Annotated in this window: 10 protein-coding genes; 5 read left to right on the forward strand and 5 right to left on the reverse strand. The window is 55.3% G+C overall.

What is annotated here, in order from left to right; translation table 11 throughout:
- Window positions 1-902: 902 nt before the first annotated feature.
- Window positions 903-1,280 carry a DUF2071 domain-containing protein gene (locus Poly41_RS32005; protein WP_197231925.1) on the reverse strand — a complete coding sequence of 126 codons (378 nt, stop codon included), beginning with the start codon at window positions 1,278-1,280 and terminating at the stop codon, window positions 903-905.
- A gap of 152 nt (window positions 1,281-1,432) precedes the next feature.
- Here Poly41_RS32005 and Poly41_RS32010 point away from each other — a divergent pair, with 152 nt between their 5' ends.
- From Poly41_RS32010 to Poly41_RS32030, 5 genes are all read left to right on the forward strand, one after another.
- Entirely contained in the window at window positions 1,433-2,890 is a 1,458-nt protein-coding gene (locus Poly41_RS32010; protein WP_231616120.1) for a hypothetical protein, read from the forward strand.
- 183 nt (window positions 2,891-3,073) lie between these two features.
- A complete protein-coding gene (locus tag Poly41_RS32015; RefSeq protein ID WP_197231926.1) occupies window positions 3,074-4,408 on the forward strand; it encodes a Gfo/Idh/MocA family protein in 1,335 nt (444 codons plus the stop codon).
- Window positions 4,409-4,541: 133 nt separating this feature from the next.
- Window positions 4,542-5,309 carry an SDR family oxidoreductase gene (locus tag Poly41_RS32020; protein ID WP_146531451.1) on the forward strand — a complete coding sequence of 256 codons (768 nt, stop codon included), beginning with the start codon at window positions 4,542-4,544 and terminating at the stop codon, window positions 5,307-5,309.
- A gap of 9 nt (window positions 5,310-5,318) precedes the next feature.
- Window positions 5,319-6,350, forward strand: coding sequence for an L-idonate 5-dehydrogenase (locus tag Poly41_RS32025; RefSeq protein ID WP_146531452.1), 1,032 nt, complete (start codon window positions 5,319-5,321; stop codon window positions 6,348-6,350).
- Window positions 6,351-6,760: 410 nt separating this feature from the next.
- Complete coding sequence (locus Poly41_RS32030; RefSeq protein ID WP_146531453.1) at window positions 6,761-8,587, forward strand: SulP family inorganic anion transporter; 1,827 nt, start codon at window positions 6,761-6,763, stop codon at window positions 8,585-8,587.
- A gap of 70 nt (window positions 8,588-8,657) precedes the next feature.
- Here the strand turns inward: Poly41_RS32030 and hepB are convergent, their stop codons facing one another.
- From hepB to Poly41_RS32050, 4 genes are all read right to left on the reverse strand, one after another.
- Window positions 8,658-10,907, reverse strand: a complete 2,250-nt coding sequence (hepB, locus tag Poly41_RS32035) for a heparin/heparin-sulfate lyase HepB (RefSeq protein ID WP_197231927.1) — start codon at window positions 10,905-10,907, stop codon at window positions 8,658-8,660.
- 195 nt (window positions 10,908-11,102) lie between these two features.
- Window positions 11,103-12,347, reverse strand: coding sequence for an outer membrane protein assembly factor BamB family protein (locus Poly41_RS32040; RefSeq protein WP_146531455.1), 1,245 nt, complete (start codon window positions 12,345-12,347; stop codon window positions 11,103-11,105).
- A 358-nt stretch (window positions 12,348-12,705) separates the two neighbouring features.
- Complete coding sequence (locus Poly41_RS32045) at window positions 12,706-16,623, reverse strand: protein kinase domain-containing protein (protein ID WP_146531456.1); 3,918 nt, start codon at window positions 16,621-16,623, stop codon at window positions 12,706-12,708.
- Complete coding sequence (locus Poly41_RS32050) at window positions 16,620-17,225, reverse strand: ECF-type sigma factor (RefSeq protein WP_146531457.1); 606 nt, start codon at window positions 17,223-17,225, stop codon at window positions 16,620-16,622. Before Poly41_RS32050 ends, Poly41_RS32045 begins: the two co-directional genes overlap by 4 nt.
- Window positions 17,226-17,340 lie beyond the last annotated feature (115 nt).

Below are 17,340 nucleotides of genomic sequence, written 5' to 3' on the forward strand. Positions count from 1 at the left end.
TCCTGCTCTCGATGACCGATCTGCTAGAATCGCCCGACATCGACATCGGTCAACTGAAGCAAATGGCCGCCAACGCTCTCCCGTTCAGACTTGTGTAGATACCAATGCCCTCTGGGAGAGGTCGAGCCTAAGCGAGGGAGAGGGAAAACGGGCTGCGATGACAACATGAAATTCCAGCACTGTTTCTATACCGGCCCTCCCCCTCGCTGCGCTCGACCCCTCCCGCTGCGCGGGCAGGGGTGGTTGGATACCTAAACACTGTATTAGTCACAACTTAAAAACTGCACGACCTCGGAATGGGTGGGTGATCGTATCCAGGCTGGCGGTTTTCTTAGGATCGAGCGGAAACTAAGTGTCTGTTTTTGTCGTGTCCGTGGCTTCCAGATTAGCCTATCTTCATGCGGTTGCTACCAACCGATTNCTACCCCGACAGGNGTTAGATTCCGAAGCCCAGGGTCGCGATAGCGCACCCTGGGTCACCGACCGCATTTGGCAGCATACCTCGAAGAGGTTTTACAATTGACGGCATCGACGCCCCAATCGGAAGCCCATTGGCAGTGGCCCTAGGGTGCGCCGCTTCGCGTCGACCCTAGGCTATGGAATCTAACCGCTTCGCGGTAATGCCTCCTGCGGCAGCAATGCGGCGATTTGGAATCAAATCGCTCGGGACCTGCGGAAGAAATGGTGGAAGCCTATCTCAATGTTCAAGTCCGAAAGTAATTTCCCGATCGATCCTAAGCAGCGTGCGGGAAATAACTGGGCCAGGAAGGGAAGAGTTTCTCGCTGGGCCCCACTCTTGGTCTGAGCGTATCGGTAGCGATTCCATTAGAAAACAACGAGTTTTTGAGCAATCGAAACGTCGGTCGACAAAGCGTCAGACCCCTTTTCGGATAGGTTCTTAATCACATCGAGCGGCCATCCATGCACGGACCTTGATTGCTTGAGCGAAAAGCAGCTGCGGTTGGCCAACCAAGTCGACCCCCAAAGATTCGCACAGGGTGTTCTGCCGCAAGGTGCACTTTGCGGCATCCAGCGAAAAGAACCAAAACGCCGGGCTTGCCGTCATACGTCACATACGTGCGAACATTCAGTTCCAGAAAACGACTCAGCTTCGGAACGGTCGGACAGCATCTCGGTGCAACATTCGACATCAAGAACGGCACCACACCGATCCAAGCTTTGCCATCACGAGTGTCGAGCGTAAGTCCAGTGGGAAGCAGCGAGGAGAGTAACTTCGGCTCAACGGGCCAATGAGCGAAGAGCAGCTCCGACCAAGTCATCCGCCCGATCTTCGCAACAGGCCGGAGTGACGGGGGGGCCGAATGCCGCCTTTTCTTGCCCCTTGTCCCCCGTTCACCTTCGCGGTATCTGATCGCGTATATTGTGTGAAGGTTGGAAAGCACATTTCACTTCACAAAGGAAAGGTTCGACCATGTTACGCCACCGGCGAGAACGGTTTGCAGGATGGTTCCCATTAGTGATCGTTGTTCTATTCTCGCCGACGATTGTGTTGGGCGAACCCGTGGAACGAGTGTTTCAGGCCGGTACTGCGAAAGTGGACATCACTCCGAAGCTTGGCGGATGGATCATCGGTGGATGGGAACCGATACCGGCGGAAAGAGTTCATGATTCGCTGCATGTGAAATGCGTGGTGCTAGACAACGGACAGGCTCGGCTTGCTTTCATGGTTTGCGACAATTTAGGGATTCCGCGACAGGTCTTTGATGAGGCCAAGCGACGCATCTCCGATACAACCGGGATTCCTGAGCAGTGCCAAGTGATGTCGGCCACGCACACGCACTCCTCCGTCTCTGCCGGTTTCGACAATCGCTACGCTCCCGACATGCAGCTGACCGAATATCAAATGCGACTTGTCGAGGCGATGGTACAAGCTGCTGAGGCAGCGAACGGAACGCTGCAGCCCGCGCAGATTGGCTGGTCCAGCATCGATGTGCCGGAACATGTCTTCAACCGACGTTGGTTCATGAAGCCCGACACGCCCACGCCGAATCCATTCGGTGGGACCGATCTGGCAGTGATGAACCCGGGGCAGAACAATCCAAACCTCGATCGACCGGCCGGCCCCATTGATCCGGAGGTCTCGTTCCTGAGTGTCCGTTCGGTCGATGGAAATCCGATCGCTCTCTTGGCCAACTACTCGTTGCATTATGTCGGCGGGGTCGTGAAAGGAGAGCTCTCGGCCGACTACTTCTCCCTGTTCGGCAGTCGCGTGATGGAACTTATCGCCGATGGCAAGGATTCCAGCCCGATGGTGGGTATCATGACCAATGGCACAAGCGGCGATATCAACAACATTCACTTTGGCATCAAAACGGAACGCAGGCCAGCGTACGAACAAATGCAGTACGTCGCATACGATTTGGCCAATCGGGTTGCCGAAGCCGAACGTCAAATGACCTACCACAATTGGGTACCGCTCGCCGGTGCGGATGCCGAACTGGTACTAAAAAATCGCCAGCCAACCGCGGAACAACTTGCACGAGCAAAATTGGTGTCGGAGCGAGGCGAAGAGATCGAACTCTATCACCCTCACGAGCCAACCTACGCTCGGCGAGTGCTGCAGATGCAACAGATGCCGCCAACGCAGAACATCGTGCTGACCTCTGTGCGGATCGGTGACCTTGGCATCGTTACGATTCCATTTGAGGTCCTGGTCGAAATCGGGTTGGAATTGAAACAACGAAGCCCCTTAGGCGATACCCTTGTCATATCGCTTGCCGGCGGATCGGGAGGATACCTGCCGAATCCGAAACAACATGCCTACGGCGGATACGAAACCTGGCTGGGCACAAACGTTGTTGAGAAACAAGCCTCAGTGAAGATTGTTGAAGCGTTGCTTAAGTTGTTGAAGGAAGTTGCGGATTCTTAAAACGCTGGAAGCGTATCCTACATCCATTATCGCTGAATTCGATGTTATTGGAGCATGATTTCAGCGACCAACGTGAGCGGGCCAAAGCCACGACGCGCGGTAGCTCGCTTCGCCTGCGGCCGTGCCGCCCTTCGAGGAGACAAAGCAATTACCTCCATTTTTAAAAAGCAACCAGGTCTAACCATGAACCCTCCGCAGAACAAAAAGCCATCGTCCACAAGTCGTCGCGGTTTCCTTAAAGATTCGATGGTCCTATCCGCCGCTTCAACCGTTGGCGGTCTCGCGCTATCACGAAGTGCCCATGCTGCTGGCAGCGATGTGCTCAGGATCGGCTTAATCGGATGCGGAGGACGTGGCTGTGGTGCGGCCAATAACATCATGGCGGTCTATCCCGGAGCCCGTCTGGTTGCGATGGCGGATCTGTTTGAAGATCGTTTGGAAGCCGGACTCAAAAGTCTTTCCAGCACCTATCCCGATCAAGTGGATGTAGCACACGAGAATCGCTTTGACGGCTTTGATGGGTACGAGAGACTTCTGGAAACCGACATCGACGTTGTGCTGATTGCGGCCGCCAGCCACTTTCATCCCGAGATGACTCGGGCCGCGGTCGAGGCGGGAAAGCATGTCTTCACCGAAAAGCCTCACGGTATCGACGTCCCCGGTGCCAAACGGCTGCTGGAAGCCTGCGACTTGGCCAAAGAGAAGAATTTGGCGATGGTCTCGGGGCTTTGTTGGCGTTACTCTCCCCATGTTCGCGAAGCGATCCAGCACGTTCACAATGGTATGATCGGTGAAGTGGTCGCGATTCAAGAAAACTACCTCTCGCAGCCTTATGTCAAACGTCCACGACAACCCGAATGGAGTGAGCTCGAATACCAGTTCCGCAACTGGTACCACTTCAACTGGCTTTCGGGCGACCAGACGTCGCAACAATTGATCCACAGTCTGGACAAAGCCTCTTGGGTCTTGGGCGACGTGCCGCCGTTGAAGGCTTGGGGGCTGGGCGGACGTCAGGTCTGTACCAGCGATGATTACGGCGATCAGTTCGATAGCCACGCAATCGTTTATGAATATGAAACCGGCCAAAAGGTGTTTGCCTTTTGTCACGATCGACCGGACTGTTACAGCGCGACGTCGGATATTGTTTACGGCACCAAAGGACGTCTCTTCATGCCGCGTTGGAACGAAACTTCGATCACAGATCTGAAAGGAAATGAGCTTTGGAAATACAAAGGCGAGAACGTCAGCATGGTGGAGAACGAGCAACGAGCGTTGGTCGAGTCCATTCTCTCCGGCAATCCGATTAACAACCGGTCGTACATGTTCACAAGTACGATGCTTGGAATTCTCGGCCAGATGGCTTGTTACACAGGCCAGGAAGTCACGTGGGAAATGGCGCTTGGCAGCACACTTGACTTTCGCTTGAAAGAATACAAGTGGGATGCCGAAGCACCGATCGCTCCCCGGCCCGATGGCACTTATCCAACCGCGATGCCGGGGATCACAAAGTTTTCCTGAATCCGTTGTTTCGTTTGATCGAGTAGGATAGGAACGAAATCGATCGAGCAGACATGGTGATTCATCAAAAAAAGCCTCGCAACGATTCGATTGCTACCGAAAACACCGTCCCACTCAACCTCCGATAGTAACTATGTCACAACAGTTGTTCGATGTCACCAACAAAACGGCGCTGATCACGGGTTCGTCACAGGGGATTGGGTTTGCGCTCGCCCGGGGACTTGCGGCGGCTGGCGCCGCGGTTGTTCTGAACGGACGTGACACGAAGAAACTCGCGGATGCCGCTACAGTGCTCTCGGCCGAGGACGCGACGGTCCATCTGCTTGCCTTTGATGCCACCGATCATGACGCGGTTCGGGTAGCGGTTGACGGATTTGAACGGGACACCGGGCCGATTGATATTCTGGTAAACAACGCCGGCATGCAGTTTAGAACTCCGCTCGAGGACTTTCCCGCCGATATGTTTGGCAAACTGCTTGCGACCAATGTGTCGTCCGTCTTCAACGTCGGGCAAGCGGTTGCTCGCCATATGATTGGTCGCGGCGCAGGCAAAATCATCAATATCGCGTCGGTACAGACGTCGTTGGCACGCCCTGGAATTGCCCCCTATACCGCGACCAAGGGTGCGGTGGGAAATCTGACGAAAGGGATGGCGACCGACTGGGCGCAACATGGTCTTCAGTGTAACGCCATTGCGCCAGGCTACTTTGATACGCCGTTGAACGCGGCGCTTGTGGCCGACCCGGACTTTAGCGCTTGGCTTGAAAAACGGACGCCGGCTGGTCGTTGGGGCAAGGTGGAAGAACTCGTGGGCGCGTGCATCTTTCTCGCGTCAGCAGCGTCGGGTTTTGTGAATGGCCAGACGATTTATGTGGATGGCGGCATTACAGCCAGCCTTTAGGAGACCTTAATGCGCGCGATCGTCATCCATGATGCCAAAGACCTGCGGATTGAAGAAACTGTGTCCGCCGAACCGGGTCAGGGCGAAGTGCTGATTCAACTGGCCGCTGGCGGCATCTGCGGGTCGGACCTGCATTATTACAATCACGGTGGATTTGGCGCGATCCGACTCAAACAGCCGATGATCCTTGGCCATGAGGTTTCGGGCTATGTCTCAGGGCTGGGCGAGGATGTCAGCGACCTGCAAGTTGGCGATCTGGTAGCCGTGTCGCCTTCGAGACCCTGTAGGACCTGCCAATATTGTCAGTTGGGCCAACACAACCATTGTGAAAACATGCGGTTCTATGGCTCGGCCATGCCCTTCCCTCACATTCAGGGGGCATTCCGCGAAGCGTTGGTGGCGGATGCTAGCCAATGCGTGAAAGCGGATGGATTGAGCGCTGGCGAGGCTGCCATGGCAGAACCGTTTTCTGTCTGCCTGCATGCGACACGTCGGGCAGGTGAGATGCTGGGCAAACGGGTTTTGATCACGGGTTCGGGACCGATTGGGGCACTCTGTGTGCTGGCGGCCAAGGCCGCCGGGGCTGCCGAAATAGTGGTGACCGACCTCGTCGATTCAGCACTGGAATTTGCTGCAAAGGTTGACGCGAGCCGGGTGATCAATGTTGCGAGTGACGCAAACGCTTTGGCGACCTATCAGACTGGGAAGGGCTATTTCGACGTTCTTTATGAATGCTCAGGTGCCGCACCGGCCTTGGCATCGGGAATTGCCGCGATGCGTCCCCGTGGCGTCATTTTGCAGCTGGGTCTTGGCGGTGACATGACCGTTCCCATGCAAGCGATCACTGCGAAAGAGCTGGATTTGAGGGGCTCATTCCGGTTTCACGAGGAATTCAGTATGGCGGTCAGCTTGATGCAGAAAGGTACGGTGGATGTGAAACCGTTGATCTCTCATACGGTTTCCTTCGACGATGCGGTGAGAGGTTTTGAACTCGCAAATGATCGAAACCAAGCGATGAAAACGCAGATCCGGTTTTCCTGATTCGATCCTTTGCTGAAAGAAGCCGCAGTCGGTACAACACCGATCGGGGACATCGTGGCGGAGATCCTTCTCCTCCGGTGCGAATTGGTGATCCGCCGGCAACGGCGAACTTCGCTAAGATCGACATGGTTTCATTGCAAGGATGTCAGCCAACCCTCCCGTTCTCAGCAGGTCAGGCTGCAAGCTCAGAACGTTTTTGCCAGGTTGATCGGGAGGATCGGCAGCGAATCCATTGGAAAACAACGAGTTTTTAAGCAAGCGAAACTCGGTCGACAAAGGGTCAGACCCCTTTTCAGATAGGTTCGAAAACGCAGGGTCCCTTTTCTCGGACCCTGTCCAAATATCCTGCTGTCTGCGTATGCTGAGCTTCCATTCTTAAAGGCGTTTCCATCCGGTTTGAAGAGATTAAGATGTCCTCCTGGCTATCACGTCACACACCCAAGCTGATCGTTTGCCTGCGAGAGGGCTACACCCGGCAACAATGCTTCGGCGATTTATCTGGCGGACTGACCACAGCGATCATTTCTCTGCCTTTGGCGATGGCGTTAGGGATTGCAAGCATCCCAGAGGATGTGGCCGAACAGATGCGCTTGGTGCATCCCTGGCTGACGCCACCGGCGATGGGGCTGTTCACTGCGGTAATCGGCGGGTTTCTCATTTCTGGGCTTGGCGGATCTCGGGTCCAGATCGGTGGTCCGACCGCAGCGTTCATCCCAATCATTTTTGGCATCGCCGCCTCGTATGGCTACGAGGGCTTGATGACGGCAACGGCGATGGCCGGTGTCATTCTGGTGCTCATGGGGCTATTCCGGTTTGGTCAACTCGTCAAATACATCCCCTACCCTGTTACAACCGGTTTCACCTCGGGGATTGCGGTGACCATTCTGGTATCGCAGATCAAGGATTTCTTTGGAATGAGTCTGCACGATGAAATGGGTCAACCTGTGGCGCTACCCGCCGAGTTGATTCCGAAGGTTCAGTTGCTGGCCGGCAACATCTCGACCATCAATGTGTATGCAGCAGGCGTCGGTGTTGGAAGTTTGGTGATGTTGATCGCCTTGAGACGGGTGATGCCACGGATTCCCGGAGCGATCGTGGCGGTGGTGGTGAGTTCAATCATCGTTTCTGCGATGGGATGGAACGATGTTGGATTGACCGCCGATGGATTGCAAACCGCTCCATTGGTGGAAACGATCGGTACACGGTTCGGCGGTATCCCGGACTGCCTTCCACCACCAAGACTGCCTGCGTTTTCCTTTGATCTAATGCGAGAGTTGATTCCAGCCGCGATGACGATTGCAGTGTTGAGTGCGATCGAGAGCTTGCTCTCGGCAGTGGTGGCGGATGGAATGACTGGCGGACGACATCGCTCGGATCAGGAGCTTCTTGCCCAAGGAGTTGCCAACGTTGCAAGCGCGATGTGTTTTGGACTGCCGGCAACGGGTGCGATCGCACGGACGGCGGCGAACATCAAGAGCGGCGGAACGACGCCACTTTCTGGCATCGTTAGCGCCACCATTATTTTGGTTTTCATGCTCGCATTGGCCCCGTTGGCCAAGAGCATTCCACTGTCGGCGCTCGCTGCCGTGCTGATACTCGTCGCTTGGAACATCTGCGAGATCGATCATTTTCGCTCCTTGTTGCGTGCGCCGAGACCTGATGTCCTTACGCTGCTAACAACGTTCGGGCTAACCGTGTTCACTGATCTGGTCCTTGGCGTCGGTGTCGGCATGATCATGGCGTCTTTCCTATTCATGAGTCGCATGGCCGAGACTTCGACGATTGTTGGTATTCGAAACCGTCGAGGTTTTGACCAGGAATTTGATCAGGAACCTGCGACACCCGACCCGAAGGATCCCGCCACGTTAAGCGACATGGATATTCCTCCTGAAATCGAGGTCTATGAGATCAATGGTCCCTTTTTCTTTGGTGTCGCCGATCGGCTTAGCGATATCCTCCGCCAATTCAAAGCACCACCGAAAGTCTTCATCCTTCGCATGCGTTATGTCCCACACATTGATGCGACTGCCATGCATGCTCTCGAAGAATTCTTCGACAAGTGTCGGCGACAACACACCACACTGCTTCTTGGAGGCGTTCATATCCAACCTCTGTTCGAACTGACTCGTAGCGGATTGCTGGATAAGATCGGAAACGATCATGTCTTCGAGAACTTAGACGGTGCATTGACCTACGCACGCGTGATGGTTTCTGGATCCCCCCTCGCGGGTCAATAATCGAGAGACTTTCTTCGACAGCCCGATCAGGAACGCTTGGATGTCCGGAAGGACCGACTGCTCGTTAGGGTTACGGTTTCTCCATTTGCCAATTCCCTGGCGAGGCTTCGAACCAGGCGGCACCGAGATCCCGGTCGACGCGAATTTCGCGTGTGCTGGATTCGCCAGCCCGTCGTAAGTGCCAAACGCCGGCCGTGAGATCGGCGACCAACACGCCGGTTTTACCGGGGCCGGAAACCTCGATCGTTACCGGGTGTGAGGAACGTTGACCGTCGCGGCGGAAGAGCACCAAGCGGTTGCCTTCCGGACGTTCGATGAATGAGCCCACACGATCTGCTCGATCAACGAGCTGCACGGGAAGTCGTCCTGGAGCGGTTGGGTCGGTGACTTGCATCACGGTCAAAAACAGATCCTCGTTCGCGGTAGCTTTCGGCGACAACTCGATGCGCCACGCGCCAGGCTCCAGTGAACTCCTTTCCAAACGGGCAGGTTCCGTGTCGTTTGCGTAGTTCATGCCGAAGACCCAAAACTCCTTGCCTGGCCCGCCGACGCTGGTCAATACCTGGTTGTCCGCCCGAGGCAACAGCACGTCCAACGTCATTCGGCCTCGTTGGTCATGCTGTGTGCAGTCGACAACAGCCGAAGATCCATGGATGCGAGGCTCTTCCTGGGTATGCAGCAGCCAGGACTTGCGAAAATCGGGATCCGCACTCACGACGCGGTCCAGCACGACCAAGGCCGCCGGCACTTGCTCGTCCTGCAGATTCAAAAAGACGAAGGAACGCGTCACTTGTTGTACCTTGTCACTATAGGCATCGGTAATGTCTCCCGTCAGCAACGTGAATTCCGGTCTCTGCGAATCGGGGCCAAAACCGTGTGCGAGCACTTGGCCGGTACGATAGCCCTTGGCCGGATCGAGCAGGACTTCGAGCGAACGGGCTTCGCTGCGGTTGCCTGCCAGCCGCTGACCGCCGTCGTTGCCGTAGTCGCTCCTGCCAAAACGCTCCTGAGGATCATAAACCAGCAGGCTGTTGTGCGCGATGGTCCGCCAGTAGTAGTTCTGGCAATGGGGACTGCCATACTGGCCCGACGAACCGGAGTACAACCCCGAATCGATCGCCAACGCCCCTTTGTAGTAGATTTGAAATGCCCCGGCGTCCAAGTGCTGGTGGTTCACAAAGTTGTACTCATTGATCTTCATCTCGGCGATGACCGCATCCTGATCCCATCCGGTCCGAGCCACCATCCATCCAAAAGGCGAACTGAAGTATCGCGACAACGGGAGGTCGTTGAGTGGCTTGGCCTGAAGTTGCGTGTCACGCCAAAGAAACTCGAAGATGGCTTCGCTGTCGCTCGTGCCTCCTTGGTTTTGGAACTGCGTCAGCAGCGTGCCGTCGCCATAGTAGCTGGCGGTAAACAGCGTGCCCACAAATTCGCTCCACGGTTGGCCCCGCGGGCTGCTGGTCTTGAAGGTGTCACCGGCCCGAAGCCGCTGACCATCCGGCCGAGTGGTATAGACCCACAGATACGGGACAAACTGTTGCTCCGGGTTGTAGACATTCCCCGCACCCAACCGGTCGAAAATCCACAACGGATAGGTGTCCCAACTGTAGCGGTGCGCCCCGTAGGAATCGCCTTGGTGATAAGCATGGCCATGATAGAACCAATTACGGGCCGGCAAATGTTCGCGAAAGAACCGTCCGGCTGCCAATTCATACATTTCCGGGAACTCGTCGTAGATGGCAATACCCGCGGACAGCATGTCTCGCATGATCATCGCTTCGGAGCTATGGCCGGTAACCGAGCCTTGATGCACGGGCGGATACTCGCACTCCAACGTCTTCGCCAGCCGCACCAACTCGGTAATGAACGCCTGCTTGTCATCCGCTGTCAGCAGCGGATACAGCCAGTCATAGACGATGGCCCCCGTGACCATCATCCGCCCCGTTTCGCGGCAGGCATCCTGGCGGTCCGCCAATTCGGTACGTTTCAGCAACGCCAGAGCTCGTTCGATCGTATCGCGGCCTTCCGCCGGGTTTGGCTTGCACAGATACTGCAACGCCTTCCACTCGACTTGGCCCTGCGGAGACTTTCTGGCCATTGCCTCCAGCCGTTTCACAACCGACTCAAGCACCGGATCCTGTAGCCTTGCGGGCAACGGTGCCACGTTTTCCGCTTGCAGATACAGACGCGGATGTTCACCCGGCGGAACCGGGATTCTTGTTCCAGCGACGTTCTGCCAGGTCATTTCAGCCCCGGCGGAAATCGACATCAGAGCGGCGAGTGCGACCGCGACAGCATAGGGGAAGGGTTTGTTCATTCTCAAATCCTCGATGACCGGGAAGCCGATGGAGTGCGTCGGCAGCGTGCTGTGGCGGGATAGTCGTTCTCTCATAGAACGTCCTACAACCATGTCTCGTTCGTCCCAACGTCAGTCGCCCAACGCGTTTGCGAATCACCGTCGAACGCCCTCTCCGCAGCATACGCCGATTTCATCTTCCGAAACACGGTGACACTAGTTGCCGATGCAGTACAGGTATTTGTCGCTGCGCAGAAATAGCTTACCTCCGTCGACGATCGGGCTGGCGTTGAACGTGCTGCGATCTTCAAGTTCGTTATGAGCGAGTTGCTCGAACTCGGGCTTGGCTGCCAAGACGTACGTGCCGCCAGAACGAGTGACAATGTAGAGTTTGCCGTCACCTACCAAGGGAGATGCATAGGGTTGGCCGCGGAAGCGTTCTGCATACACCACTTCGCCGTCATCCATCCGTACGCAGTAGGCGATGTTGTTGCGGTCGCTGACCCAATACAGGTGACCGTCGTGAATGACCGGAGACACAACGTTTGCCCCCGCCTTGGCTTCCCACAAACGGTGCGTCTCGGTGACGTCACCTCGACCGCCAGCTCGTATCGCAATCGCTCGCGAGGTTCGGCCGCCGATGACATAGACAATACCCTCTTGCGAGATGGCACTTGGGCAAACGTAGTCTGGAATTCCGTCGCAGTTCCACAACGGCTCGCCCGTGTCAGGGTCGAATGCAAGAATCGCTCCCTTGACGCTGACCACCAGTTCCTGCTTGCCACCGCCAACATCCACCAAGTGCGGCGTATTCCAAGACGAGTCCATTCCGCCAGCGCGCCAAACTTCTTTACCATTGGCCTTGTTGATCGCGACTAAGGAACCACTTTCGACACTCGCGTTAATGATGACAAGATTCTTGTACAACACGGGTGATGTTCCACTGCCCCAACCGTGAGTTTTGTCACCGACATCGGCCTGCCAGAGCTTCTTGCCATTGAGATCAAACTTCAACACGCCCGTCTTGCCAAAGAAGACATAAAGATGCTCGCCATCGGTCGCCGGAGTTTGAGCCGCGTAGCCGTGGTCTCGTACTCGTTCGGATTCCGGCAGTCTAGGCTGGATGTGCTTGTCCCAGACAATCTTTCCGTCGGTTTTGAGGCAAACAAGGTGCAGCATCAAATCCTCCATCCTCCCGGGGTTTTCGCGGTCGATCCCGTAGCCGCTGTAGCAGGTCACATACAATCGATCACCAAGCAAAATCGGACTTGAGGCGCCATAACCGGGAAGCTCCGTCTTCCAAGCAAGATTCTCCGTCTCGCTCCACCTCAACGGCAGATTCACTTCACTCGTAGCGCCGTGCCCGCCAGGGCCGCGAAACTGGCGCCATTCGGCGACAGCTGAATTCGACAGGAAGATCGACGCAATAACCGTCATGACGAGATCGAAAGGAAGTCTCATGGTTTTCTCGCTGTGGGAAGGGGATTGGCGGGTGACCGGTGAGGCAAAGCTCGCCCAGCGTCAGTCCACCGGGCCTCGCAAATGGTCTTGAAGTCATTCTACCTCGCGGATGCTCTCAAGCACACTCCACCAAAGGCTGTGCAATGGAGGGGAAGGCTTCGCCGGGCGGGCGTTCAGGCAACCTGGGTGACGGCTAATGAAGTTTACGGTGGAGACTCAAAGTTGTCTCACTCATGTTGGCACAGAGGGGAATTGCTGGAAAAACGAGGCATAGGCTATGTTGTCTGTGTGTCATGCACAGCAACCTCACTACAAAACTCGCAGACACTCGATAAATAGGTAAAGCGCAACTGTAGTACTAACTCGTCGAACGCTCCATTTGTGCGAGGGCGGCGGTCGCTCGCAGTTCGAGTGACACGGCTTTTTGCTTCTTGGCAATCTCGATGGCTTGGCGATACCATGCAGCCGCATCGATTCTTGAGACTCCTTTCCGATTTGCGAGTTCTCCGCGAAGTCTCGCAATTTCGGACTCGTAGAACCGTTCTCCGGTTTCGTTGGCGAAGGCCTGTGCTTCGTCCAATGCGCCCTTGGCTTGATCGAGATCGCCGGCGTTGATCCAGGCTTGAGCTAGAAGCGTCAGCAAGTAGTGGCATCCCGCTCCACTTCCAGAGGCTCGCCACTGCCGGATGCCCTCGCGAATCGTTGTTGTCGCCCCCAGAGTATCCCCACGTTGGCCTTGTACCCAGCCTCGGATTGCTAGCGTCCAAGCATTCCAAAACGGGAAGCCAAACTGCTGTCCGAGTTCATCTGAAAGGTCACACGTCCGCTCCGTACGATCGACATCGCCGCAGAATTGGTGAATCCATTGAGAAAACCCAACGGGCAAGATGTAGGCGATCGGATGGTTCAACTTCAGGCCCTCGTCGATGGCTTGCTCGGATTCCGTCAGGGCTCGTTCCGTGTCTCCCATCAACCACAGGACTATCGACAAGTACGTTCGGCTTGTAACCCATGGATCGGCCGTATCGATCTTCGCGACCTCTGCTCTCAGTTCGGGAGTCGTTTCAATTGCCAGAACCTTTTCAAGATGCTTGCGGGCGAGTGATAGTTCGCCTTTGTAGACGAAAGTCGAACCCGCTACACGATTGGCAACGACGATCAGGCTTTCCAAACCCGTCTGCGACGATAGCGTTAGCAGTTGGCTTGCCAACTCACTGGCTTTTTCCAACTGCGCCTGCATCATAAAGTAGCGACACAACCCAATCAGTACCGAAACTGTCTCCAGCGGATCATTCAGACGGTTGCACAACTCCAGTGCAAGCTCATAGTTCTCACGAACTTCGGGAGAAATGTAGCCGTGAATAACCTGCAGGTGGATGCCAAGGAGGCTTCGTATTTGCACTTCACGTTTCATGCGCGAAGCCGAGTCATCAAGCTTCTTGAGACTTTCCAGGGCGAAGATCAAGTGGCGCTTCGCTTCCTGGTGTGCCGCACGGCTGGTGGCATTGTCGGCGGCTCGTTGCGAGTAATCCACTGACTTTTCCCAGCAGTTCGCCTGGGTGAAGTGATGGGCAAGTACTTCAGGGTTCTGGCTGCACAATTCGGGGAACTGTTCTTCCGAGACGGTCGCGATCTTGAGATGGACGTCCCTGCGATCTTTCTCGATCATCGCGTGGTACGCGACGTCTTGGATCAGTGCATGTTTGAACGTGTACCTTGCAAACTCACCATGCCCGTATCGATAGACCAATTCAGTACGCACCAACTTGTCAAGATCGTGCTGAAGATGCGATTCTGGAATACCTGATACTGCGGCGGCCAAGTCGAAACGAAATTCGCGACCGATCGCTGCCCCAATCTGAACCACATCGATGTTAAGGTCGATCTGGTCTAGCCTCGCTAGCAAAAGCTCTTGAAGCGTCTCAGGAACATCACCGATGGCGAAATTCTCAGATTGGATCATCGACGCGAGTTCTTCGACAAACAACGGCACGCCGTCGGTGCGGCTTGCCAACAGACTCTCCATCTCGGCGGGGATCGTCTCCAACGCCGAACACCGCAGAATCATTTCGCCGACATTCTGCTGACTCAGTCCGCCCAGCTCGATAAATTCGAAGTTCGAGTGTTTCTGCCAAGGTGACTGGAACTCAGGTCGGCAGGTCGCGACAACAAGAATTCGGTCGTTCAACCCGCGTGAAAGCAATCGGTCAATCAGCTCGAGGCTGGATGGATCGATCCAGTGAAGGTCCTCGATAGCGAACAAGAGAGGTTGTCGATGTGCACAACGTGACAACCACTCCAGTACGAGCCGAAAGGTCTTTTCCTTCTTTTGTTGTGGAGAAAGCTCCAGCGGCGGATAGCACCCGGCAAGAGGTATCGACAGCAGTGCCGCCATCAACGCAACTTCTTCGTCCCCCTCAATTCCCAAATCATCCAGGTGGCGCACCAGTCTGCTGAGTTGTTTGATCGGAAGGAGCTCATCGCTAAAACCAAGTGTTTGTTCTAAGAAACCGATGGCCGGGTGCAAACTGGTGGCTTGACGTTGCGGGTCGGCGAACCAGTCAACAATCATCGCATCTGGGGTCCTTGCATCAGGCGATTCTCTCAATACATGTTGCTTCAATTCATACACCAGTCGCGATTTCCCGATTCCCGCTTCACCTTGAATCAAAATCGCAGTGCCTTCGCCACTACACACCTTCCCCCAGTTTCCGACCAACCGATGGATTTCCGATTCACGACCAACCAGTGACGTGAGTCTCCCGCGCACACGTGCAGCATCAAACCGCCCTCGAATCCGTTCGGAGACCACCTGATGCAACCGAATTTCGTCACCGCCCCTAAGTCGATGCGACTTTGCGGATACGAAGTCAAAGTAGTCACGAACCAGCCGATGTGTGTCCTCTGTTGCGACGACCGTGTCGGCGCGGGAGACCAAGGCGATTTGCTTGACGACCGTTCGCACGCGACCGGACAAGGAGACCGATTCATCGTCGTTTAATCGGACGATTGCCATGTCGGTGTGGATGACCACCGATACAGAAAGTCGCACACCTTTCGTTCGGTGCAGTTTCGAATTGAAGGCCGTGGATTCTTGCTGAAGCTCGAGTGCCGCACGCACCGCTCGCTGTGTCGCGTTTTCAACGGACACGGGAAAACCAAAGCAGGCTAGCAGACCTTGATCGGTCATTTGAACGATTTGACCCAGGTGGCGAGCGGCGATGTCACGACAAAGTTCTTGAAAATCTTCGAGGATCTGGTTCTGTTCCCCCAGTTCCAGGAGACGCAAAATCTCGGCCGATTCATACACATCACTACTGAACTGTACAACGGTGACGCGACGGCGTGTCGCCCGATGCGAGCGGGAAACCGACGAATCGGTGCGATGCGAATGTAGAGCAATCGGTTTGACGAGGTGGTTTGTCTCGCGGAGTATTTGCTCAGGATTCCGCAATGCTTCACGCAGGTGCGCTGCAAAATCATCGGCCGTCGTGTACCGGTCAGGAAAGTCCTTTGCCATCGACTTCATGCAGATCGCTTCAAGAACGGGCGGCAAATTCCGAATCAATTGTCGGGGCGGTTGCGGATCATCTTCGCGAATTTGCTTGATCAGCGTACTTGATTGACCGGATCGAAAGGGGGTCTGCCCGGTCAGCATTTCATAGAGGATGACGCCCAACGCGTAGATGTCCGTCCTGCCGTCGATGCGATGCCCTTCACCAATGACCTGCTCGGGGGCCATGTAAGCAAATGTGCCGGCGACAATGCCTTTCTGACGTTTCTGTAGCTCGTGAGGTACGTCGTTGATGGCGAGATTAAAATCGATAATGACGGGTGATCGTCCACCGACCAGAATGATGTTCTCTGGTTTCAAGTCGCGATGCACGACTCGGTACGCATGTGCGTGTGCGAGCGCGTCGGCCAAGGCGATCGCAATTCGAATCGATTCGTTGACATTCGGCCGATGGTCTTGCAAGAATTGTCGCAAGCTTGGTCCGTCAAGGTGTTCTGAAACGATGTAGCAATTTCCATCGGATTGGCCCGCATCGAGAACCGACACGATCCCTGAGTGGGAAAGCTGGCCAAGCGAGCGGGCTTCGTTCAAAACATCCCGCTGTTGATGACGGTCAACCCGAGGAACCTTGACGGCGACCTGACGCTCGTGAACCGGATCGAAGGCAAGGTAAACGGAACCGAATGCACCTTGTCCTAGTCGCGATCGGATTTCGTAGGGGCCGATGTTCGTCGGTCGCTCAGGTTCGATTACCGACGTCATTCATCTGCTCCTTCTGCTGACCAGATCTGTCGAATCAAATTGAGCCTTCGTTCCACGCTGCGTCTCGAAAACTCAATTCGTGTTGCAATCTCGTCCACCGAGTAGCCTTCGATTCTCAGTAACGCGATGGTTTGCAAAATATCGTCTTCCAGTGAATCCATCAGATGCTGGCAGTCGGCGGAAAACTGGGCCAGTGTGCCTCGAGAATCAGGCACTTGTTCAAGTCCGCGATTGGAAATGTCACCAAAAACAGATTCACCACTCACTTTGCCTCCACCTCGCTTTTGCCTCGATTGTTCCCGCACATAGCTTCTTGCTTTTCGTGAAGAAATACAAAAAAGCAACTTCCATAGTTCATCTTCACCGGTAATTTCACCCAACGATCCGCGAGTGGCACCCGCACAAAAACTCTTGAACGCACTAAGAGCAACATCTTCCTCGTCCAGGACGCGGCGCAGGTGACTGGGCAGCTTCTGACGCGCGTACGCCAGCAGCCGAGGGTAAACGTACTCCCAAAGCTCCGTCGTCGCGGATTGGTCCCCCTCCTCAACCGCACGAAGGCAGCGATTAACGTTATCAGAGGAATCGGAGAGCTTTGACATGCACAACGAATGACGAGAGACAAGGATGAGATCCTGGCAGTATAACCTACTCGCGTCGTGTGCATGACAAATCGGTATTCGCTTTGCTCGACCGCCGGCTAATGGCTTAACACGC

The sequence above is a fragment of the Novipirellula artificiosorum genome (genome assembly GCF_007860135.1).
In the GTDB taxonomy this organism is placed as follows: domain Bacteria; phylum Planctomycetota; class Planctomycetia; order Pirellulales; family Pirellulaceae; genus Novipirellula_A; species Novipirellula_A artificiosorum.